We start from the raw sequence: 19,936 nt of genomic DNA, 5'->3' as shown, positions 1-19,936 counted from the left end.
GTCAAGCGGAAGGAACTTACATACAATGAAAGAATGGCGACGACGACTTCCACCACGGCCGGCACGGCAGAAGAGGGCCCCAAGTCCTCGAACATGCGCTCCCTTTCGAGGGCGATGGAGGTCTTTGCGGAACTGCAGCGGGCGGAACGGCCACAGCGGCTCAGTGATCTGGCGCGTAACTGTGGCATGAGCCTGCCCACCACGCTGAGGATCCTCCGGGTGCTGCAGGACTTCGGGATGGTAAGCCAGACCGACAAGTCCTACCGGATCGGCCCGGCGGTCCTCCCCGCTGCGCGCAGTTTCCTGGAAAATGATCCGCTTGTGGTCGCCGCCCGCCCCGTCCTTCAGCAGGTGGCGTCGCAGACCGGACTGACGGCGTCGCTGTATTCACGGCTTGGGTTCGAACGCATCCTGGTGGCCCGCGTGGACGGCGAGGCACCGCTGCGCTACGACCTGCCGCTGGGCAAGCGGCTGCCCCTGACGCTCGGCGCCGCAGGAAAGATCCTGCTCGCATCGGCGTCCGATGACGAACTTCAGCAGGCGGTGGCGGCGGCCGTTGCGGCCGGCCAGGAAGACGCCACCCTGACGGCGGAAGACCTTCGTGCCCGAATGCCCGAGTCCGGAACCGACTATGCGTTCTCGGCCGATGAGCGGGCCACCGGCGTCCTGTCAGTGGCCATGGCCGTCCCCAACAGGACGGGCCGGCCCACCGAATCCATTTCGCTTACCAGCCCGGTGGAAGCGGCCAGCGAGGCCACCTTGAAAGCCGGCGTCCCCGAGCTGCGCCGCGCCGCCGGCCGGCTCTCCGAACTGCTGGAGGGCTCCGTCTACTGACCCCTCCCGGCCGCCCCCACCAAGAGATGTACGACGGCGTCACGCACGGCACGCTTTCGTCCCACCCGGGGCGGGGGCCCGGAAAGCCGGGGCTGCCGCCGTCGGCCTTGCCCTCAAAGGCTGCCTGGCGTGACGCTCCCGCAGCAGCTAATCCAGCTGCACACCCCGCAGCAGCACCATGGTTCCGCCCACCACCACGGCGGACGCGAGGAACACGCCGCCCGCGCCAAGGCCGGCGGCAACAACGCCGATGGCACTCGGCAGCACCACCTGGCCCACCCGGTTGCCGGCCAGCCGAAGCGCGAGCGCCCGGCCGCGCTGCCCGGCGGGAGCCTGCGCGGAAAGCCACGACATGGTCAGCGGCTGGCCGATACCCAGGCCCAAACCCAGCACCGCCATCACGACGAACAGCAGCCACGCCGGCATGGGAATGGCCGTGGCTGCCAGCGCAACGGTGGAGAGGGCAAGGCTCACCACCAGCAGCCGCATCCGGCCAATGCTCCGGGAGACCCGGCCCAGCAGGAGCCGGGACACCATGGAAAACACTGCGCGGACGGTCAGCATGGCACCCACCGTTGCGGCCGTCAGCCCCCGGTCGGCGCCAAGCGCGGGCAGGTAGACCATGGTCAGGTCCACCACGGCCAGCACGGTGGCACTCGTGGCGAGGGCGCGGGCGACGCCGGGCGCCTTCAGGAGCGCCATGGGACCGCCCGTGGCGCCGTCGGCGGCGACGGCCTTCCGCTTCCCGCCGCTGACGTGGGCAGAGACCGCGAAGGTGGTGGCGAAAAGTACCAGGCCCATGCCCACGGCAAGGAGGAAGATGGCCTGGGTGTCGGGCCGGACGGCGGCGCCCCCCACCAGGGCAATCGCCAGCGGTCCCAGCGCCTGCCCCAGCGATGCGGCGAAGGTCAGGTATCCGAACGCGGAGTCCATGCGGGATGAAGCGGCGTTGTTGGCCACCACCGCCTGCTGCCCCACCACGCACGCCAGCTGCCCGGCACCCAGGAGTGCGGTTCCGAAGACCAGGGCCACGATGGATGAACCCCAGAGGAGCAGGAAGACCGAGCAGGCAAGGACGACGGCGGACCCGATCCCCATCAGCCGGCGCTCACCGAGGCGGTCCACCAGGCCGCCCGTGGGAACTGCGAGCAGCAGGGGAAAGACCGCGTAGCTGGCGGCCAGCAGGCCCAGCGCGAAGTCGGGGACGTCCAGCTCCAGGGCGCGGTAGGTGGCAGCAGGCCGGACCAGGAAGGTGACCGCCTGGATCAGCGCCGAATGGACCAGGAGTGCAGTGGCGGAGCGGCGCCCGAGTTCGCCGATCATGCGCCGGCTACCGCGTTGCCAGCCTCGGGGTCGCCAGCCTCGGGGTCGCCGCTCTCGGTATCGCTCGCCGCGCTTCCAGACATGGCCCGGAGGGCCGCGTCCCGGGCGGCCATCACATGGTTGAAGGCGATGTTCGCTGCCTTGTCCGCCGTACCGGCGGCGATGGCGTCCACCAGGGCGCGGTGCTGGACCAGAGCCTGGTCCCGCCGCTCCTGGGTGCTGTTAGTGAAGTGCCGGTAGCGCTCCATGTGGCCCGTGATCTGGCCGTGGAAGCGGCGCGCCCAGGCATTTCCCGCCATCTCCGCGATCTTTGCGTGCAGCGACATTCCCTGCTGCATCGCGTCATCGGCGAACCCCACCATCGCGGCGTTGCGGGCAAGGATGCCGCGCAGCACCGCGATGTCCGCCTCCGTTGCCTTCAGGCAGGCATTGCGGGCCATCAGGGACTCCATGGCCGCGCGGACTTCGAAGAGGTCGGACATGGCCGCCTCGTCCAGGGCCGGCACCAGGACGGCCCCCGTGGGCTGCTGCTCCAGCAGGCTCTCCGAAATCAGCCGCCGAACCGCCTCCCGCAGTGGCGTGCGGCTGACATGGAGTTCCGCGGCCATGGCGGGCTCGTAGATCCGCTCCCCCGGTTTCAGCTCGAGGGCCAGGATGCGCCGCTTCAATTCGGCGTAGACAACATATGCTCCGGTGTTCCGGGCTGGTGTTTCGGGCAAGATGCACCTCCACCAAACATCATACTTGTATACATCTATACAACATGACCTCCGGGAATTCCTGCGGAAGGCGCCGGGCAAAGAAAATGCCCGGCAGCGACTTCCCTGCCGGGCATTTGGGGAGGGGACGACGGCGGGACCTCCCCGCCGTCGTCGGCCGTTGTTCGGTGCCGTCCGCCTAGGGGCGCCGCACCTTCTGCGCCTCGAGGTCCTGCAGCGAGGTCCCCTTGGTGTCCGATGACAGGAGGGTGGCCACGGCGGAGACGAGGCAGATGCCCAGGGTGGTCAGGCCGATGGTCAGCGGGACATTGGCGGAACCCGGGGGCGCGATCGCCGTGAAGATGCTCGGGAAGAAGGAGGCAATCATGAGACCGATGTTCTGCGAGACGGCAAAGCCGGTCACCCGGATCCGCATGGGGAACTGCTCCTGGAAGAAGGTGGCGAAGGTGGCGTTCCACATCTGGAAGAAGATGCCCTGCACGATCACCACGCAGACGAAGACCAGCGGCAGGCTTCCCTGCTCAATCGCCCAGAGGTAGCCGCCCACCAGCAGGCCACCGATAACTCCGCCGGCCGCCATGAGCGTCCGCCGGCCAATCCTGTCGGACAGTGCGCCAAAGAGCGGAATGGTCACAACGGCGGCGATGTTGGCCACAAGGGTCACCCAAAGGAACTCGCTGCTGGAAAAGCCGTTGCCGTAGCCCTTCTGGGTGGCGTAGGAAACACCGAAAATCAGGGTGGCCATGCCGATTACATTGGTGAAGGTCATCGCGACGCAACGGATCAGGACGCCCGGACGGGTGCGCAGGAGCTCGACCAGCGGGAAACGCTTGGCTTGCGGCTGGCCTGACTGGGCAACGTACGTGGGCGGTTCCTGGACCCGGCGGCGGATGAAGTAGCCAGCAAGGATCACGACGGCGCTGAGCAGGAAGGGGATGCGCCAGCCCCAGGAGCCGAACTGGTCCGCCGGAAGGACGGCGGCGAGCGGGAGCAGGACGGCGGTGGCCAGGATGGAGCCCACCTGTGTGCCCTGGAGGCTGAAGCTGGCAAAGAATCCGCGCCTGGAGTCCGGAGCGTGCTCGACGATCATGGCACTGGCACCGCCGAGTTCGCCGGCCACGGCAAAGCCCTGGATGAGGCGGAGGACCACCAGGAGGCCCGGGGCCAGGAGGCCTACCTGTCCGTAGGTGGGCAGCAGGCCGACAGCGAACGTGGCGAAGCCCATGAGCAGCATTGCGAAGACGAGGACCTTCTTGCGGCCATGCCGGTCACCGTAGGCCCCAAGGACCACTGCGCCTACAGGGCGGGAAACATACCCGACGGCGTATGTTGCGAGCGAGGCGATAATTCCAACGGTGGGGTTCTCCGACGGGAAGAAGATGGAGGGAAAAATCAGCGTGGCGGCGAGCGAGTACAGCGCAAAGTCGTAATACTCCAGCGCGCTTCCGATCCAGCCGCTCATCGCCGCTTTCCTCAGGTCCCGCGCTCCGGTTCCAGCATCCTCACCGGTGAGCGGGGTTCGGGTTGGGGTGGTGCTCATGTGCTTGTCCTTCGTCTTCATTGGCAAGGAACCGCTGGCCAAAGCAGGTGTTCGGGGTTGTCGTCTGCGCCGGTGCATTGGAACGGCGGAACAGCTCTTGAATCGATTCATTCACTATAGAAGGTGACGTGCGCAACGTCAATTGGCAAGCGCTATCCCGCGGAAGAGCCGCGCGTTCCCGGGCTACCGGCTGGCGTAGTAGGCAGCAACCATGTCCTGCTTGGCATGCCCCTGCCCGGCCACCCGGTCCAGCCGGGCAGCGAACGCTTCGGCGCCGTCAAGCGTCAGGCCCTGTTCGGCGGCAGCATCGACAATGAGGTGGGCGTCCTTGCAGGCGGTGTCCACTGCGAAGGATGCAGGTTCCAGCGCGCCCTTGAGGATGAGATCCATCTTCATCCGGAGGTAGGGAAGGTCCAGGGGACCGCCGTCCACCACGTCAAGGAACTGCTGGGGATCGACGCCCAGCGCCTGGGCAAGGGCAACCACTTCACCGGCGGCATTGGAGGCGGCGATGACCCAGCTGTTGACCACGAGCTTGAGGCGGGCCGCCGAACCGGCGGACGGGTCGTCGCCCGCCCAGATGGTGCGGGCGCCGATGGCGTCCAGGACCGGAGCGACGCGCCGGCGTACGGGACCGGGGGCGGCGGCAAGCACCAGCAACTGGCCCGCTTCGGCCGGCGCGCGGGTGCCGGAAACCGGGGCCTCGACCAGGTCCAAGCTCAGTTCCGCGGCCAGGGCTGCCACGGCAGGAACATCCTGCACACCCACCGTCGTGGACTGGACCCACGCCGTTCCTGGCCTGACGCCGGGAGCAGCCTGCCGCATGACCTGGTCAACAGCCGCGGCGTCGTACAGCATGGTCAGGACAACGTCGGCAGTGGCCACGGCTTGGGCAGGGTCCGCCGCCCGGTTGGCACCCTCGGCGGCCAGTGGTTCCGTTTTGGCCGCGTCCCGGTTCCACACTGACACCGCGTGGCCGGCGCGGAGCAGGTTCCGGGCCATGGCCGCCCCCATGATCCCGGTCCCCAGCACCGCCACAGTGAGTTTGCTGTCGTTCACGTCATCCTCCTGTCAATGTTTGGCTTTGCCTACCAAACCAACGTTTCCAGGATTCAGCTGGTTATTCATCAGGACTGCCGGCTCCTGACGAATGTCGGTGGCCCGTCCTAGACTCGTGCGCATGAGCGACAGCAACCAGGAAACCATCGGCAGCCCCGAACCCGAGCCCAACGCAGGCCTTAACAGGGATCCGGAAGACTGGGTGACCGGTGATGAACCCATGACGGCGGCGCAGCGCAGCTACCTCGATACGCTGGCGCGGGAGGCCGGGGAGGAACTTCCCGCAGACCTGAGCAAGGCGGAGGCGTCAAAGCACATCGACAGGCTGCAGCAGCGCAGCAACCGCGTTTCCGGCGAAGGGGACAGTTCAGGCAGCTGAACCGAAACCGGCCGCGCCCGAACGGAAGGGGCCTACCAGGCCTGGCATTCCCGGGTGAGGCCGAAGGGAACTGTCTCGCTGAGGTCAACCGTGAACGTGTCGGCGCCGTGCCGCGTGACGAGGATGCCGTGGCGCTTGCCGTCCAGTGCGTGGGCCTTGGCGGCTGCGACCGCGTCGTCGAGCTGGCTGTCCATGCTGTGGCGATCGGACACGGTGAGGGTCAGTGGGAAGTTCATGGGTGGGCCTTATGTCTTTCAGGGTGGGTGGGCAAACGCCGCCCAGCGCTCCCCCTGGCTGCATAGGCGGTTGGCACTTTCGTGCTCGAACCATGGTGCCCGAGCGAATAAGGGCCAACAACTTTAGATAAATGACGCAGGTCAGCGCCTCACGCCCCTGCGTTTGTCCTGACAATTACTGGCCGGGAGGCACCGTCAATTAGAGTTGGACAGGAGTGGGAGCCGAATTTCAGGGCTTCCACGTGCCTTTGAAACCCGCCCCGCGGCCCCACCCGAGCCATTATTGCGCGACCGCTGACTGTGCAACGACCTGACAAGGATTCCGCCATTTCCACCGACGCTCTCTTCGGCAATCTAACCAGGATCCGCAACGTCATCCTCCCCACCCCCGCAAGGAACGCACTGAACTCCGGGCGCGGCTTGCTGGGCGGCTTCATCGTGGTCCACCTGGTCTTCCTTGTCTTCGCCGCATCGCTGTCCCTGCGGGGCGAGGCCTTCAGCGACACCTTCATCTACCGCGAGTGGGCCATGGCCGGCTTCAATGACGCGAACCTGAGCGGCGGCCCCAGCCCGTGGGTCTACCCCATCCTGGCGCTTATCCCCATGGCCATCGCCGGACTGGCGGGGCCCGGACCGTTCTTCTTCCTCTGGGTCCTCATGACCACGCTCCTCAACGGCTGGGCCCTGCTGAAACTGACCGAACGCGGCCGTGCCAGCCAGGCGATCCCGGCCGGCTGGTGGTGGCTGGCTTTCACCTTCCTGATGGGCTGGCTTGGCTTCGCCCGCGTGGACGGCCTCACTGCCCCGCTGGTCCTGGTCGCCCTGGCTTACGGCGTCAAGCGCCCCTTCGTCGCCTCGGTCCTGCTGGCCATCGGCACATGGGTCAAGGTCTGGCCTGCGGCCATCATGCTGGCACTCTTCGCGGTGGTGAAGAACCGCCTGCTGGTGGTCCTGGCGGGAATCGCGACGACGGCGGCCGTCGTTGCGCTGGCAGCGGCACTGGGCAGCGTCCCCCGGCTCCTGAATTTCCTCACCCAGCAGGGCGACCGCGGAATGCAGCTCGAGGCAACCTTCACCACCCCCTGGCTCTGGCTCTCTGTCCTGAACGCGGGCGGTTCCCGGATGTACATGAACACGGACATCAACTCCATGCAGGTGGACGGCCCGGGCACCGCCACCATGTCCGTGCTGATGCAGCCGCTCCTGGTCCTGGCCGCCCTGCTGGTGGCAGGCCTGGCCTTCTGGGCCCTCCACAACGGCAAGCAGCACAAGGTGGCCGGCGGCGTGGACCGGACTGAGCTGCTTCTCGCCGGCGCCCTCGCACTGGCTGCCGCCTTCGTTGTCTTCAACAAGGTGGGCTCCCCGCAGTTCATGGTCTGGCTGGGCCCCGCCGTCGCCGTGGGCCTGGCGCACAGCTGGCGGGAATGGCGCGTCCCGGCCGCGATGCTGATCGCCATCGCCGTGGCCACCTACTTCATCTACCCGCTGTTCTACGACGCCCTCAGCCACAACAACCCGTGGATGGCGCTGGTGCTGACCACCCGCAACGTCCTGCTGGTGGTCCTCTTCCTGTGGAGCGTCCGGCGCCTGTACTCCCTGGGCCGGAAGACCGCCGTACCCGCCCCCGCGCTCAAGGAGTCCTGAGATTTCCACGAGGTTCTTTGACCGCCTGGTGACGGTCCGCAGCAAAGTCCTGCCGGCAAAGGTGGTGGACTGGTTCGCCCGTCCGTCCAGCGTCTGGTGGGGCTTCGCCGTCGTCCATCTGTATTTCCTGGGCTGGATGGCGTCCTTCTTCCTGAACGGGGACACCTTCAGCGACACCGAGCAGTACCGGCAGTGGGCCATGGCCGGCTACAACCCGGCGGACCTGACCGGGAAGATCAGCCCATGGGTTTACCCGGTGCTGGCGCAGATCCCCATCTTCCTCGCCAACATTGCCGGCCCAAGCCTTTACCTGCTGGTCTGGTTCCTGATCATCACGCTGCTCAACGCCGTCGGCCTGCTCTACCTCACCCTGGGTCCGCGGAAGGTGACGGGCGTCGCCCCGGCCTGGTGGTGGCTGTTCTTCACCGTCTTCATGGGCTACCTCAGCTTCGCCCGGGTGGAGGGCATCACCGCCCCGATCGTGCTGATCGCCCTGCTGTATGCGGCGGAACGGCCCGTCGTGGCCGGCGTCCTCCTCAGCATCGCCACGTGGATCAAGGTGTGGCCCGCAGCTGTCCTGGTTCCCATCGTCATCGCCAGCCACAAGCGGATCCAGGTGGTGCTCGCCGGCGCCGCCGTTAGCGCCGCCGTGGCCCTGGGCACGTGGCTGGCCGGGGGCCTGCCGCACATCATGGACTTCCTCCTGAACCAGGGCGAGCGCGGCATGCAGCTGGAGGCCACCTTCTCCACGCCCTGGGTCTGGCTGAGCGTGTTCCACATCGCGGGCTCGAAGATGGCGGACAACACGGCCATCAACTCCACTGAGGTCTACGGGCCCGGGGCCGCCACGGCAGCGGTCCTGATGCAGCCGCTGCTGATCCTCGCGGCCATCATTGCCGCCATCCTGCTGGTCCGTGCCATGCGGCGCGGCGCCGAACGCGAGGAACTCTTCCTCGAAGGCTCGCTCATGATGGTCACCGCATTCATCGTCTTCAACAAGGTGGGCTCCCCGCAGTTCATCATCTGGCTGGCACCGGTGATCATCGCGGGCCTGGCGCACGACTGGGAGCGCTGGAAGGTCCCCGCTGCCCTGCTGATGGGCATCGCGATGACCACGTTCGTGATCTACCCGCTGTTCTACACCCCGCTGATCCACGCCCACCCGGTCATGGCGGCCATCCTCACCACGCGCAACGTCCTGCTGGTGGTGCTGCTCTGGTGGTCGGTGAAGCGCACCGCCGAACTGGGCCGCAGGACGGCCGCGCAGGTGCCGGCGGGCAGGTAGCAGGTTAACGGCTGGCAGGTCCGGCGGTCAGCGGCTTTCGGGCCGGTCGGCTGCGGCCGGAGCCGCGGCAGCGCGCCTGGCCGCCCGCCGTTCCATCGCCCATTGCCAGCCGCTGCGGGCAAGATCCAGCGGCTTGCCTTCGATGAGCAGTTTGCGCGTGTGCACGTCCAGGACCAGCAGGTAGAACGTGAACGCAAGGGCCGTGAAGAACGCCAGCGACGACGCGTCGATGGGCAGTTCCACGAAGGACCAGACGGAAAGCTGGTCCTGGGCGCCGAACACCACAAAAAACGTCACGCCCACGTAGAGCGAGCGGATTTGCCAGTCGTCCCGGATGCCGGTGACGGCAAGGAACGGCAGGAACCACAGGATGTACCAGGGCTGGATGATGGGTGAAAGCATCACGACGGCGGTGAACGCCAGGGCCATCCGCCGCACCGCCCGCGAGTAGTCGCCGCGGAACATCAGCAGCAGGACCAGGGCGATCGCCGCCCACTTCATGGCAGTGCGCAGCCAGGTGGCCAGCGTTCCGCCCGGAAGGCCCAGCGCGTTCGCAAGCATCTCCACCTGCTGGCCGATAAAACCGGACGGCGAGTAGCCGGTGTAGCCCGGGGTGGGGTCCATGATGGCCCAGGTCCAGCCGATGCCCAGGTTGTAGGGGATGCCGCTGAGGACCAGCACGCCGAAGCTGATGGCCGCCGTCGCCCCCCACGTCAGGAACTTACGCGGCCAGGAGGCTGAGGGGCCCGCCCACATAACCCCGATGAACGGCAGCAAGAGGACCGTGATGGGCTTGATGCCGATGGAGGCGGTGACCAGGAGGATGCCCGCCAGGTAGCGGCGGGTGGCCGCGAAGTAGACGCCGGCGACGGCCAGGCCCACCATGAGTGCGTCGTTGTGGGCGCTGGCGATGAAGCTGATGAGGAACAGCGGGTTGGCCACGGAGATCCACAGGGCCCGCGCGCCGTTGATGCCGTGCAGTTCGGCGAGCTTGGGCACGAAGATGACGCAGAGCAGCACACCGGCGCCGGCGAGCAGGCGGAAGAGCAGGACCGAGGCGTCCGGCTGGGCGCCGGTCAGTCCCACCACCGCGCGCGCCAGCCACAGGAAGTACGGCCCGTACGGCGTCCGGTTTTCCGCCCAGGCGGGGTCGGCGCCCAGGGCGAACCAGTTGTTGAGGGTGGAGATGCCCACCTCGTAGGGGTTCTGGCCCTCCATGACCAGCCTGCCCTGGCCGGTGTAGGCGTAGACGTCCCGGGAAAAGACCGGGACACAGAACATCAGCGGCAGGGACCAGGCGGAGATGGCAAGCACTACAGAGCGGAGCGCCGAGTGGCCCCAGTCCCCCAGCCGCTGGCCCAGCCGCAGCCAGGAGCGCATCAGGAGCATGGCGCCGGCCGTCAGGAGGATCGTGGACACCGCCACTCCCCAGCCCTCGGTGCGGAGCGCGATCACCACCGGCTGCCGGATCATGGGGGAACCGTTGGCGATCCAGCCGGTTCCAATGGAGCCGACAAACATCATGAGGGCGCCGATGAAACCTTCGATGGTCGCCAGGTAGGCGCGGCCCCTGGCGGGCACGGAGGCGTCGGCCAGTGCGCCCGGCCTGCTCTCCGATGTCCTGAGGTGTGACCCGCCTGCCGACATGATTGTGTGGTCCCCTACCTTGTTACGGCACTGCTCGCCCAGCTTCACAAGGCCGCCCTGCAACCCGGCTATTTTATCAGCCATGCTTATGGACACCCCCGGTCCGCGGCGCCCGGAACGCCACAGTTTGGCAACATAGCTAAGCTAGCGTTGGAAAGGCAGCCGGGTTTTCGGCGCATTTTCTTTCCATCCCATTGTCTTCCACGGCAGTCTGCCTTCCACGGCAGTGCCGGGTCCGTGCGCAGCGTGGCGCGCAGAAACGTTGCCCACCGCTCTTTCCGCAGAGCCAACCCCCTGGAGCCGCTCCATGGCCACCGCCGACCGCATCCGCCCCATCCGGCAACCAATCACCGTGCTCACGGCGCTGCGTTCCCCACGGCAGCTGTCCCGCGAGGTCCTGGCCGGGATGGTGACCACCCTGGCCCTCGTCCCGGAAGTCATATCGTTCTCGATCGTGGCCGGCGTGGATCCCATGGTGAGCCTCGTTGCCTCCATCGTGCTGGCGCTAGCCATGTCGGTCCTCGGCGGACGGCCCGGCGTCGTCACGGCCGCGGCAGGATCCGTGGCCCTGGTGATCGCCCCGCTGGTGCATGAGCATGGCACCCAGTACGTCCTGCCGGCCGTGCTCCTCGCCGGCGTGATCCAGGTGGTCTTTGGCCTGGCCGGCCTTGCCCGGCTGATGCGGTTCATTCCGCGGTCGGTAATGATCGGATTCGTCAATGCCCTGGGCGTGCTGATTTTCATGGCCCAGGTGCCCCATGTCATCAACGTTCCGTGGCTGGCCTACGTCCTGTTCGCCCTGACGTTCGCCATCATTTTCATCCTTCCGCGCTTCACCAAGGCAGTCCCTTCGCCGCTGGTGGCCATCGTCGTGGTCACAGCGATCGTCATTGTCGCCGGCCTCGCCGTGCCCAGCGTCTCGGACGAAGGGCCCCTCACCGGTGCCATGCCCGGGATCACGCCGTTCCTCTTCCCGTTCACACTGGAGACGTTCCAGCTGGTCCTGCCCACGGCGCTGAGCGTGGCGTTCGTCGGCCTGATGGAGACCCTGCTGACCGCCAAACTCGTGGACGAGATCACGGACACTCCCTCGCACAAGGGACGGGAGTCCTGGGCCCTTGGCGTGTCGAACATCCTCGCGGGTTTCTACGGCGGCATCGCCGGCTGCGCCATGATTGGCCAGACTGTCCTCAACGTCAAGACCGGCCAGGCCCGCACCCGGATTTCAACGTTCGTGGCCGGGCTGTTCCTGCTGGCTCTGGTGACCGGCCTGAGCTCCATCATGGGACAGATTCCCATGGTGGCCCTGGCCGCCGTCATGATGGTCGTCGCGGTCACCACCGTGGACTGGCACAGCGTTAAGCCGTCCACCCTGAAGCGGATGCCCATCCCGGAGACGCTGGTCATGGGTGTCACGGTCGCCGTCGTGGTCCTCACGGGGAACCTGGCCTACGGCGTCCTGGTGGGCGTCATCCTCGCCATGGTGCTGTTCGCCCGCCGCGTGGCCCACGTCATTACTGTGGAGCGAAGCCTGGCCGGCGACGGCGGCAGCGTCCGCTACGAGGTGGTGGGACCGCTGTTCTTCGGCAGCAGCAACGACCTGGTGGAACACTTCGCCTACGCCGACGATCCGGGCTCCGTGACCATCGACCTCAGCCGCGCGCAGATCTGGGACGCCTCCACCGTTGCCGCCCTGGACTCAATCGAGACCAAGTACGCGGACCACGGCGCCACGGTGGCAATCGTCGGCCTCGATGAGCGCAGCACCGGCTTCCACCGCCGCCTGACGGGGCATTTGGGCACCTGACCCGCTGCCCGCACCCGGGCAGGACACCCTTTAACGCAGCAGCAGGCGGGGCCATCCGGCCACGCCTGCTGCTTTGGTTCCTAGGAGAAACGTCCGGGCCGGAAGGTGGCCAGCATGGGGTGCTTCTTTCCGGTCAGGATCTCGCCGGCCAGCAGTTCACCGGCAATGAGGCCCAGGGTGGCGCCGGAGTGGGTGAACGCGACGAAGCAGCCGGGAACCTGGCCCAGCTCGCCCAGGACCGGCTCGCCGTCGCCCGGGATGGGCTTGTAGCCCATCTTCCAGGAAGCGGGCTTGAGTTCAGGGTTGCCGGCCACCAGCTTGGAGGCTTCGTCGGCCAGTTCCTGCACCACCTCATCCGGGATGGTGAATGAGCCGTCGGCGTGCTCGGTAATGCGCTCCTCGTACCAGTCGTGGTCCAGCGCGAACGTGCCGCCCGGGTTGGGCCGGAGGGCTGCGCGCGGCGTGTTCATCACGGCGGCAACCTGGTGCTGGACCTGCTTGGTCACCACCAGCATGGACACCGGGGAACCGTTGGGGATGTGGACACCAAGAGGAGCGACGACGGCGGGCGTCGCTGCGCCGCAGGCCACCAGCACGGCGTCGGCCGGGTAGGTCCCGCCGGACGCAGTCTCCACGCCCGTGGTGCGGCCGCCCGCCACCATGACGGAGGCTTTGCCGGCGTTGAGGACCAGTTCGCCGCCGCGGGAATGGAACTCCTCCATCAGGAAGTCGATAAGGTCCGGCAGGCTTACCCAGCCTTCGCCGGGGTTGAAAATGGCGTTCTCGGGGACGGCGCTGGAATCGATCCCGGGGGTGACGGAGCCGATTTCCTCCGGGCCAACGAGCTTGGAGTCATAGCCAATGGACTTTTCGTAGGCATGCCGGGCTTCGGTGGCCCCGCGCTCCCCCTCGGCGTTCCACATCAGTCCGCCGCCGAACTGCAGCCATTCCCGGTTGGGGTCGGCGGTAAAAAGGGTGCGGTAGCGGTCCACACCGGCCACCCGCAGCTGGTGGTAGGGGGTGGACCGTTCACCGGCGGAGTTGAGCCAGGACAGCGAGCGGCCGCTGGCTTCGCTGGCCAGGCCGCGCTCGGTCAGCAGGATCACGGAGGCGCCTTCGCGGAGGAGGTGCACCGCGGTGGAAACGCCCAGGATGCCGCCGCCGATGATCGCGACGCGCTTGGTGGATGCTGCAGAGGACATTGGTGTCCCTTTCTATGGAAATTCGTAATGCTGAAGGACGCGGACCTGCGTCGTGGAATGGAATGGAATGGAATGGAATGCGGATGCGGCGGGTCAGGCCAGGGCGTAGATGCCTTCGATGACCTTCAGGACCTCGAGCGGTCCGGCCGGATCCACGGGCAGCGGGCCCTGGCCGCGCAGGGCGGCTGCCAGCTTTTCGTAGAACTGCGGGTAGGCGCCGCGTTCGGCAGGAACGGGAGACGTTGCCCCGTCGATGCCCAGGAGCCCCCAAGACTCCTGGGGGTCAAGTCCGTAGGCCGGATCCGACGGCGGCATCCCGCCTGCGAGGGCAGGTTCCTGGCCGTCCAGGCCCCACTTGGTATAGCCAGCCCGGGAGCCGAGGACGTGGAACCGGGCGCCGGCCTGGGCAACCATGCCATTCATCCAGAGCCGCGTCCGGACGCCGGATGCGTGCAGCAGGGACACGAAGGCCTCCGTGTCGGCGGCGTCCGGGTGCGGCCCGCGGTTGGCCGTCTCGCCGTAGGTCTGTTCAACCGGGCCGAACAGCTGGATTGCCTGGTCGATCAGGTGCGCGCCGAGGTCGTGCAGGATGCCGCCGCCTTCGGCAAGCGACACCGTGTCCCGCCAGTTTCCGAAGCCTTCCGGGCGCCACCATTCAAACCGTGATTCAAAGCTGGTGACCTCGCCAAGCTCTCCGGAGGCCAACACCTTCTGCAGGGTGAGGAAGTCGGCGTCCCACCTGCGGTTCTGGAACACCGTAAGCTGCACGCCGCCGTCGGCCGCCCTGCTGACCAGTTCCTCACCCAGGGCGGAGGTGGGGACGAAAGGCTTGTCCACAACGACGTGCAGCCCGTGGGCGATGGCAGTTGCCGCCAGCCCGTAATGGGTGTGCGGCGGGGTACCGAGGATGACCAGGTCGAGGTCAGCGGCAAGCGCGAACAGTTCCTCCGGCGTCGCAACAATCCGGGCCTGCGGGTAGAGGCGTGCCGCCTCAGCCGCCCGCCTCCCGTTGGAGGTGACGATGACGTCGAGGGAGAAGTCCGGGTTGGCGGCGATCAGCGGGGCGTGGAACACCTTGCCGGAGATGCCGAAGCCGACGACGGCGGTCCGGATGCGTGCCGTTGCAGCCTCCGCCATCAGAGCACCTCCGAGAGGAAGCGCTGGAGGCGTTCGCTGCGGGGGTTGTCGAAGAGTTGTGCGGGTGTTCCCGCTTCCACCACTTCGCCTTCGTCCATGAAGACCACCTGGTCGGCCACCTTGCGGGCGAAGCCCATCTCATGGGTGACCACCAGCATGGTCATGCCGCGGCGGCCCAGGCCTGCCATCAGGTTCAGGACGCCTTTCACCAGTTCCGGGTCCAGGGCGCTGGTGGCTTCGTCGAAGAGCATGACTTCGGGTTCCATGGCCAGGGCACGGGCGATGGCGACGCGCTGCTGCTGGCCGCCGGAAAGGTCCCGGGGCCGGTGGTCGGCGCGCTCGGCCAGGCCTACCTCGGCGAGCCGCCGCCGCGCGCGTTCCATGGCCTGCGCTTTCGGCATGCCCTTGACGCTCCAGAGGGCCAGGGCAACGTTCTCTTCTGCGGTGTGGTCAGGGAAGAGGTTGAAGTGCTGGAAGACCATGCCGATGCGGGTGCGGAGGGTGTCCGGATTGACCGTGAGCGCGCTTTCGCCGGCGAGGAGCACGTCGCCGCTTTTGGGTTCATGCAGCCGGTTGATGCCGCGGAGCAACGTGGACTTGCCGGACCCCGAGGGGCCGATGATGCAGGTGGTGGTGCCCGGGGCCACTGTGAGGCTGACGTTGCGCAGCACCTCGATGTCCCCGTAGGCCATGGTCAGGTTGCGCAGTTCCAGACTTGAGCCGTGGAACGCCTGGGCGTCGGGCGCTGCGGTGGTGGTGGGGGTTGGGGTTTTCATGTGTTGCTCCCGGTGGTGAGCGGCGAGGCCGCGTCGAGTTCCTTGACTTCCTTCAGCCCGCTGGTGGGCGGTGCGGGGCGGCGGCGGCCGGTGCGGAACTTGTTGTCGAAGTGGTTCACCAGGTGCGTCAGCGGGACGGTGATCACCAGGTAGAAGAGGCCGGCTGCCACCAGCGGTGAAAGGTTGCCGGACAGCACGGCGGCATCCTGGCCGACGCGGAAGAGTTCGCGTTCGGTGACCAGCAGGCCCAGGAAGTACACCAGGGAGGAGTCCTTGACGATGGCGATGAACTGGTTTACCAGTGCCGGCAGGACCCGGCGGACGCCCTGGGGCACCACCACCAGGGCCATGGACCTGGCGTAGCTCATGCCCAGGGCGCGGCAGGCCTCGCCCTGGCCCTTGTCCACGCTGAGGATGCCGGCGCGGAAGATCTCCCCGATGTAGGCGCTGGCGATCAGGCTCAGCGCAATGATGCCCAGCGGGTAGGGCGAGGGGCCGAAGACCGACTGGCTCAGGCGGGCGAAGCCCTGGCCGATCAGCAGAATGGTGAGGATGGCGGGAAGGCCGCGGAAGAGGTCGGTGTAGATCCTTGCTGGAACCCGCAGCCACGTGGACGGCGAGATGCCCATGACGGCCACCACCATTCCCAGCACCGTGCCAAGGACGGTGGCGGCGATGGAAATGATCAGCGTGTTCAGCAGGCCGACCGCCAGGAGTTGGGGCATGACTTCGGCCATAGCGCGGAAGTCGAAGAAGGTACGGATGATGGTGTTGAGCCAGTCCATGGTTGCTCTCAGACGTAGATTGTGGGGAGGTGCCGGGCGGGCCGCTTGCNCCCGGCGGGGCGGCCAGAGGCCGGGTAGCAGGCTGCGTGCCTGCCGCGCTTACTTGCTCGGGGCGGGTGACGCCGTCTGCTCGGCCTTGGGCAGGTACTGCTCAGGCATCGGCGAGCCGGGGAACCACTTCTGGTAGAGCTTCTTCCAGGTGCCGTCCTCCATGGCCGCCGCCAGCCCCTTGTTCAGGGCTTCCTTGAACGCGGTCTTGCCCTTGGCCACCGCGAAGCCGGCGGGGGCGTCGAAGGACGGGATGTCAGCGGCGCTGACCAGCCCGTGCTGCTCTTCGTAGGCCTTGGCGGCCTCGTAGTCGAGGAAGTGGGCGTCAACGCTTCCGCTGTTCACCGCCGCGATGGCGGTGTTGTTGTCCGGGAAGCGGACCAGGTTGGCCGAGGTGAAGTTCTTCACTGCGTAGGCCTCCTGCAGCGTCCCCTGGACCACGCCCAGGCGCTTGCCGGCGAGGCCGTCCACCCCTGTGATGCCGGAGGCCTTGGTGGTGATAACGGTCAGGTAGCCGGCCAGGTAGCCGTCGGAGAAATCGACGGTTTCCTTGCGCTTGTCCGTGATGCCGATTGCGGCAACACCGGCGTCGAACTGGCCGTTAGCGACTGCGGCCAGCAGGCCGGAGAAGTCCTGCCCGGTGAAGACCACGTTGTCCACACCGGCCCGGTGGGCCACATCCTTGAACAGTTCCACGTCGAAACCGGTGAAGTTACCGGAGGCGTCGGCGAAGGTGTACGGCTTGGAGTCGCCCAGGCTGGCCACGCGGATGGTGCCGGGCTGGATGAGGCCATAGGGGTTGTTCTCCGTGGTGGATGCAGCAGACGTGGAGCCGCAGCCGGAGAGGGCCAGGACCGCGGCCAGTGCTGCCGCGGCAATTCCGGCCGGGCGGAGATTCTTCTTCTTCACAGCGTTGTCCAATCGTTTGGTGGGAGGCGGTGCTGTCAGGGCCGCCGATAAAAGTCGCCGATGTTCTTGTTGAGTCCGGTCTCACCCTCTAGGATTGAGACCGGACTCACATCGATGGATAGAAATGTAGCTGACGTCACAACGGACGTCAACACCCCGCTGGAAGGTGAAGATGAGCGCTGAAGGAGCACGACGGCGGGACGTAACCGTTGCCGACGTCGCAAAGGCCGCCCAGGTCTCCAAGGCCCAGGCCGCCCGCGCGCTGGGCAATTACGGCGCTGTCAGCGACGAAGTCCGGGAGCGCGTCCTGGCTGCCGCGGAGGCGCTTTCCTACCGGCCCAACGAGCTTGCCCGGAGCATGAACACGGGCAAGTCCCACACCATTGGCGTGGTGGTGGGCGACATCGAAAACCCGCACTTCGGCCTTGCCACGCGGGGAATCACCGACACCGCCAAGAAGGCCGGCTACAACGTCATCCTGGTCAACACCGACGAGGACCGCGCGGCGGAAGTCGACGCTGTCCGCGTCCTGCTGGACAAGCGGGTGGACGGGCTGATCGTCGCTCCGGCGTCATCAGTGGACACCGGACACCTGCAGGAAGTGCACCGGTCCGGGCGCCCCCTGGTCTTCATCGACCGCACGGCCGGGGACCTGCCGGTGGAGACCATGGCCGTGGACATGGCAAGGATCTCGCGGGAGGCCACGCAGTACCTCCTGGACGCCGGACACCGCCGGATCGCGTTCATTTCCACACTGCGGACGGACGCCCCATACACGCCCGGGATGACGCTGGAATCCTCGCAGATCGCAGACCGCATCGAGGGGATGCGGCAGGCCTTCGCCGGGTCGGGGCTGCCGTTTCCCGAGGACCTGGTCCGGTTGAACGCCGGCGACGAGGACTCCATCCGCGGCGTTACCCGCGAGGTGCTCCGCGGGCCGGATGCGGCCACAGCCGTGGTGGCTTCGGACGGCCTGATCGCCCTCAGCGTGGTGGAGGCCATCCGGGAACTGGGCCTGTCCATTCCGGCAGACGTCTCATTCCTGATGTACGACGATTTTGCCTGGACACGGCTCACCACCCCGCCGTTGACCGTCATCGCCCAGCCCGTCTACAACATGGGCGTGGCGGCCGCCAAGGCACTGATCCGCCAGATGGAGGGACGGCCACCGGGGCCGCCCGCGCAGTTCACGGCAACCCTGGTGCGGCGCGGATCCGTGGGGCCCCGCCGGGGCACCGGGGGCGCGGAGCCGGAAGCGTTGGCGGCCACGGTCAGCTGATGGCGGCCGGATGTCGGTCACGGTGTCGAGGCTGGTGATTTTCATCCGTCTGGTTTCCTTGCCGTTGCTGCTGCAGGAGTTACCACCGGCCGGCTCAGGATGCGGGAGGCGCGGTGGATTCACGGACGATCAGCTGCGTTGCAAGCTCCACCCGGTGCGAATCCAGGATCTCGCCGCGCACCTGGCGAAGGAGTGACCGCAGCGCCGCGCGCCCCATTTCCTCGAGCGGCTGCGACACCGAACTCAGCGACGGAACAGACTGCTCACCCTGGTTGGTGCCGTCGAAACCGATGAGGCTGATGTCCTCGGGAACCTTGATCCCGTGGCGCCGGGCTTCGCTGAGGACGCCCAGGGCGATGGTGTCGCTGGCGGCGAAGACGGCGGTGGGCCTCGGGTCCAGCTGCAGCACCGCCCGCAGCCCGGCCACCCCGCTCTCGGCCCGGAATCGGCCCCCGGAGATGATGCATTCAGGGTCTACCGGTATGCCGGCAGCCATCAGGGCTGCCATGTAGCCGTGTAGCCGTGCCTGGTTGCATTCGGAGCCCTCAATGCCGCCGATGTAGGCGATCCGACGGTGTCCCAGTCCCAGGAGATGCTCCGTGGCCGCCTTGCCGCCCGCCCAGTTGGTCGCCCCGACGCTGACAACGTCAGCCGACGGCGGGTTGAGGGGGTCGATCACGACGACGGGTATGTGGCGGCGCCGGAAAGCGTGCAGTTGGTCCTCGCTGAAGGCGGAGGTGACAACGATCATTCCCGCCCTGCCCTCTTCCAGCATCCGCTGGGCGCGGCGCTCAGGGGCATGCCGCGCCGGCCCTGCCTGCCCCGTGACGCTTACCAGGACTTCGACATCGGCAGCTGCGGCGAACTGCAGAATGCCGTTCAGGACCTCGATGGTGTACGCGGAGTCCAGGACGTCGATGACGACTTCAATGACGGCTCCAGTGTCCGCGGCCGCCCGGCGCTGCATAGGTGACTGGTAGCCAGCCTGCTCCAGCGCGGCGAGGATGCGTGCCCTGGTTTCGGGTGCCACATCGTCGCGGCCGTTAACCACCTTGGAAACGGTTGGCGCCGACACCCCCGCCTGCCTGGCAATGGTGGCAAGCGTCGGCTTGGGGTCCGCCGGCGATTTGAGGCTCATGAGTTCGCAATCTTTCGAAAATGATGACTGCCTTTATTGTGCGGATCATGAATGTGCGGGGTCAAGGACCAGGCGAAGCCGAACTTCCAGGCGAAAGATTCCCTGACCAGCCCTTGACGAAGAGCACATTTGCCGCTTTAGTTTAGACCGTGACTTAAATCACTGTTCGAAATGTTTCGGACATGTGGC

At 67.0% G+C, this 19,936-nt stretch carries 18 protein-coding genes; 6 read left to right on the top strand and 12 right to left on the bottom strand.

Features of this window, described 5'->3' with window-relative positions; translation table 11 throughout:
- Positions 1-33 precede the first annotated feature (33 nt).
- A complete protein-coding gene (locus ACTJK0_RS12080; protein ID WP_440745323.1) occupies positions 34-834 on the top strand; it encodes an IclR family transcriptional regulator in 801 nt (266 codons plus the stop codon).
- Positions 835-981: 147 nt separating this feature from the next.
- Here the strand turns inward: ACTJK0_RS12080 and ACTJK0_RS12075 are convergent, their stop codons facing one another.
- The 4 genes from ACTJK0_RS12075 to ACTJK0_RS12060 form a co-directional block, all read right to left on the bottom strand.
- Entirely contained in the window at positions 982-2,157 is a 1,176-nt protein-coding gene (locus tag ACTJK0_RS12075; RefSeq protein WP_440745322.1) for an MFS transporter, read from the bottom strand.
- Positions 2,154-2,876, bottom strand: a complete 723-nt coding sequence (locus tag ACTJK0_RS12070; RefSeq protein WP_440745321.1) for a GntR family transcriptional regulator — start codon at positions 2,874-2,876, stop codon at positions 2,154-2,156. The genes ACTJK0_RS12075 and ACTJK0_RS12070 overlap by 4 nt, the downstream gene beginning before the upstream one ends.
- 178 nt (positions 2,877-3,054) lie before the next feature.
- Positions 3,055-4,416, bottom strand: a complete 1,362-nt coding sequence (locus tag ACTJK0_RS12065) for an MFS transporter (RefSeq protein WP_440745320.1) — start codon at positions 4,414-4,416, stop codon at positions 3,055-3,057.
- Between the two features lie 183 nt (positions 4,417-4,599).
- On the bottom strand, positions 4,600-5,475 hold the full coding sequence (locus tag ACTJK0_RS12060; protein ID WP_440745319.1) for an NAD(P)-dependent oxidoreductase: 876 nt from the start codon (positions 5,473-5,475) through the stop codon (positions 4,600-4,602).
- A gap of 121 nt (positions 5,476-5,596) precedes the next feature.
- On the opposite strand from ACTJK0_RS12060, the gene ACTJK0_RS12055 reads away from it, so the two are divergent.
- The gene (locus ACTJK0_RS12055; protein ID WP_110542195.1) at positions 5,597-5,854 is read left to right on the top strand and encodes a DUF3072 domain-containing protein; all 258 of its coding nucleotides are present in this window, start codon (positions 5,597-5,599) and stop codon (positions 5,852-5,854) included.
- A 32-nt stretch (positions 5,855-5,886) separates the two neighbouring features.
- Here the strand turns inward: ACTJK0_RS12055 and ACTJK0_RS12050 are convergent, their stop codons facing one another.
- A complete protein-coding gene (locus tag ACTJK0_RS12050) occupies positions 5,887-6,090 on the bottom strand; it encodes a hypothetical protein (protein ID WP_110542194.1) in 204 nt (67 codons plus the stop codon).
- Between the two features lie 375 nt (positions 6,091-6,465).
- Here ACTJK0_RS12050 and ACTJK0_RS12045 point away from each other — a divergent pair, with 375 nt between their 5' ends.
- On the top strand, positions 6,466-7,734 hold the full coding sequence (locus tag ACTJK0_RS12045) for a glycosyltransferase family 87 protein (protein WP_440745407.1): 1,269 nt from the start codon (positions 6,466-6,468) through the stop codon (positions 7,732-7,734).
- Positions 7,735-7,762: 28 nt separating this feature from the next.
- Positions 7,763-9,019 (top strand): glycosyltransferase 87 family protein, encoded by a 1,257-nt coding sequence (locus ACTJK0_RS12040; protein WP_440745318.1) that lies wholly within the window; start codon positions 7,763-7,765, stop codon positions 9,017-9,019.
- A 27-nt stretch (positions 9,020-9,046) separates the two neighbouring features.
- Here the strand turns inward: ACTJK0_RS12040 and mptB are convergent, their stop codons facing one another.
- Positions 9,047-10,666, bottom strand: a complete 1,620-nt coding sequence (mptB, locus tag ACTJK0_RS12035; protein ID WP_440745406.1) for a polyprenol phosphomannose-dependent alpha 1,6 mannosyltransferase MptB — start codon at positions 10,664-10,666, stop codon at positions 9,047-9,049.
- A 307-nt stretch (positions 10,667-10,973) separates the two neighbouring features.
- On the opposite strand from mptB, the gene ACTJK0_RS12030 reads away from it, so the two are divergent.
- Positions 10,974-12,473, top strand: coding sequence for a SulP family inorganic anion transporter (locus ACTJK0_RS12030; RefSeq protein WP_440745317.1), 1,500 nt, complete (start codon positions 10,974-10,976; stop codon positions 12,471-12,473).
- A gap of 80 nt (positions 12,474-12,553) precedes the next feature.
- Here the strand turns inward: ACTJK0_RS12030 and ACTJK0_RS12025 are convergent, their stop codons facing one another.
- The 5 genes from ACTJK0_RS12025 to ACTJK0_RS12005 all read right to left on the bottom strand — a co-directional run bounded on the left by ACTJK0_RS12025 (position 12,554) and on the right by ACTJK0_RS12005 (position 17,330).
- Positions 12,554-13,675, bottom strand: a complete 1,122-nt coding sequence (locus ACTJK0_RS12025; protein WP_440745316.1) for an NAD(P)/FAD-dependent oxidoreductase — start codon at positions 13,673-13,675, stop codon at positions 12,554-12,556.
- A gap of 93 nt (positions 13,676-13,768) precedes the next feature.
- A complete protein-coding gene (locus tag ACTJK0_RS12020; protein WP_440745315.1) occupies positions 13,769-14,812 on the bottom strand; it encodes a Gfo/Idh/MocA family protein in 1,044 nt (347 codons plus the stop codon).
- Positions 14,812-15,588: an amino acid ABC transporter ATP-binding protein gene (locus ACTJK0_RS12015; RefSeq protein WP_440745314.1), complete on the bottom strand. Its 777-nt coding sequence runs from the start codon at positions 15,586-15,588 to the stop codon at positions 14,812-14,814. Before ACTJK0_RS12015 ends, ACTJK0_RS12020 begins: the two co-directional genes overlap by 1 nt.
- Positions 15,585-16,373, bottom strand: a complete 789-nt coding sequence (locus tag ACTJK0_RS12010; protein WP_110542188.1) for an amino acid ABC transporter permease — start codon at positions 16,371-16,373, stop codon at positions 15,585-15,587. The genes ACTJK0_RS12015 and ACTJK0_RS12010 overlap by 4 nt, the downstream gene beginning before the upstream one ends.
- 99 nt (positions 16,374-16,472) lie before the next feature.
- Complete coding sequence (locus tag ACTJK0_RS12005; RefSeq protein ID WP_440745313.1) at positions 16,473-17,330, bottom strand: ABC transporter substrate-binding protein; 858 nt, start codon at positions 17,328-17,330, stop codon at positions 16,473-16,475.
- Between the two features lie 172 nt (positions 17,331-17,502).
- On the opposite strand from ACTJK0_RS12005, the gene ACTJK0_RS12000 reads away from it, so the two are divergent.
- The gene (locus tag ACTJK0_RS12000; RefSeq protein ID WP_440745312.1) at positions 17,503-18,609 is read left to right on the top strand and encodes a LacI family DNA-binding transcriptional regulator; all 1,107 of its coding nucleotides are present in this window, start codon (positions 17,503-17,505) and stop codon (positions 18,607-18,609) included.
- Positions 18,610-18,703: 94 nt separating this feature from the next.
- Here ACTJK0_RS12000 and ACTJK0_RS11995 read toward each other — a convergent pair whose 3' ends face one another.
- Positions 18,704-19,747, bottom strand: coding sequence for a LacI family DNA-binding transcriptional regulator (locus ACTJK0_RS11995; protein ID WP_440745311.1), 1,044 nt, complete (start codon positions 19,745-19,747; stop codon positions 18,704-18,706).
- Between the last annotated feature and the right edge of the window lie 189 nt (positions 19,748-19,936).

This window comes from Paenarthrobacter sp. 22069 (assembly GCF_052046035.1).
Taxonomy (GTDB): Bacteria; Actinomycetota; Actinomycetes; order Actinomycetales; family Micrococcaceae; genus Arthrobacter.
Note: the sequence above shows the minus strand (reverse complement) of the source record. Positions and strands in the feature narration are given on the sequence as shown.

Bases quoted from the DNA above. Each gene is read 5' to 3' on its own strand.
- ACTJK0_RS12015 (WP_440745314.1), bottom strand. From the start codon at position 15,588: ATGAAAACCCCAACCCCCACCACCACCGCAGCGCCCGACGCCCAGGCG.
- ACTJK0_RS12020 (WP_440745315.1), bottom strand. From the start codon at position 14,812: ATGGCGGAGGCTGCAACGGCACGCATCCGGACCGCCGTCGTCGGCTTC.
- ACTJK0_RS12075 (WP_440745322.1), bottom strand. From the start codon at position 2,157: ATGATCGGCGAACTCGGGCGCCGCTCCGCCACTGCACTCCTGGTCCAT.
- ACTJK0_RS12055 (WP_110542195.1), top strand. From the start codon at position 5,597: ATGAGCGACAGCAACCAGGAAACCATCGGCAGCCCCGAACCCGAGCCC.
- ACTJK0_RS12030 (WP_440745317.1), top strand. From the start codon at position 10,974: ATGGCCACCGCCGACCGCATCCGCCCCATCCGGCAACCAATCACCGTG.
- ACTJK0_RS12080 (WP_440745323.1), top strand. From the start codon at position 34: ATGGCGACGACGACTTCCACCACGGCCGGCACGGCAGAAGAGGGCCCC.
- ACTJK0_RS12000 (WP_440745312.1), top strand. From the start codon at position 17,503: ATGAGCGCTGAAGGAGCACGACGGCGGGACGTAACCGTTGCCGACGTC.
- mptB (WP_440745406.1), bottom strand. From the start codon at position 10,666: ATGTCGGCAGGCGGGTCACACCTCAGGACATCGGAGAGCAGGCCGGGC.
- ACTJK0_RS12010 (WP_110542188.1), bottom strand. From the start codon at position 16,373: ATGGACTGGCTCAACACCATCATCCGTACCTTCTTCGACTTCCGCGCT.
- ACTJK0_RS12050 (WP_110542194.1), bottom strand. From the start codon at position 6,090: ATGAACTTCCCACTGACCCTCACCGTGTCCGATCGCCACAGCATGGAC.
- ACTJK0_RS12025 (WP_440745316.1), bottom strand. From the start codon at position 13,675: ATGTCCTCTGCAGCATCCACCAAGCGCGTCGCGATCATCGGCGGCGGC.
- ACTJK0_RS11995 (WP_440745311.1), bottom strand. From the start codon at position 19,747: ATGAGCCTCAAATCGCCGGCGGACCCCAAGCCGACGCTTGCCACCATT.
- ACTJK0_RS12065 (WP_440745320.1), bottom strand. From the start codon at position 4,416: ATGAGCACCACCCCAACCCGAACCCCGCTCACCGGTGAGGATGCTGGA.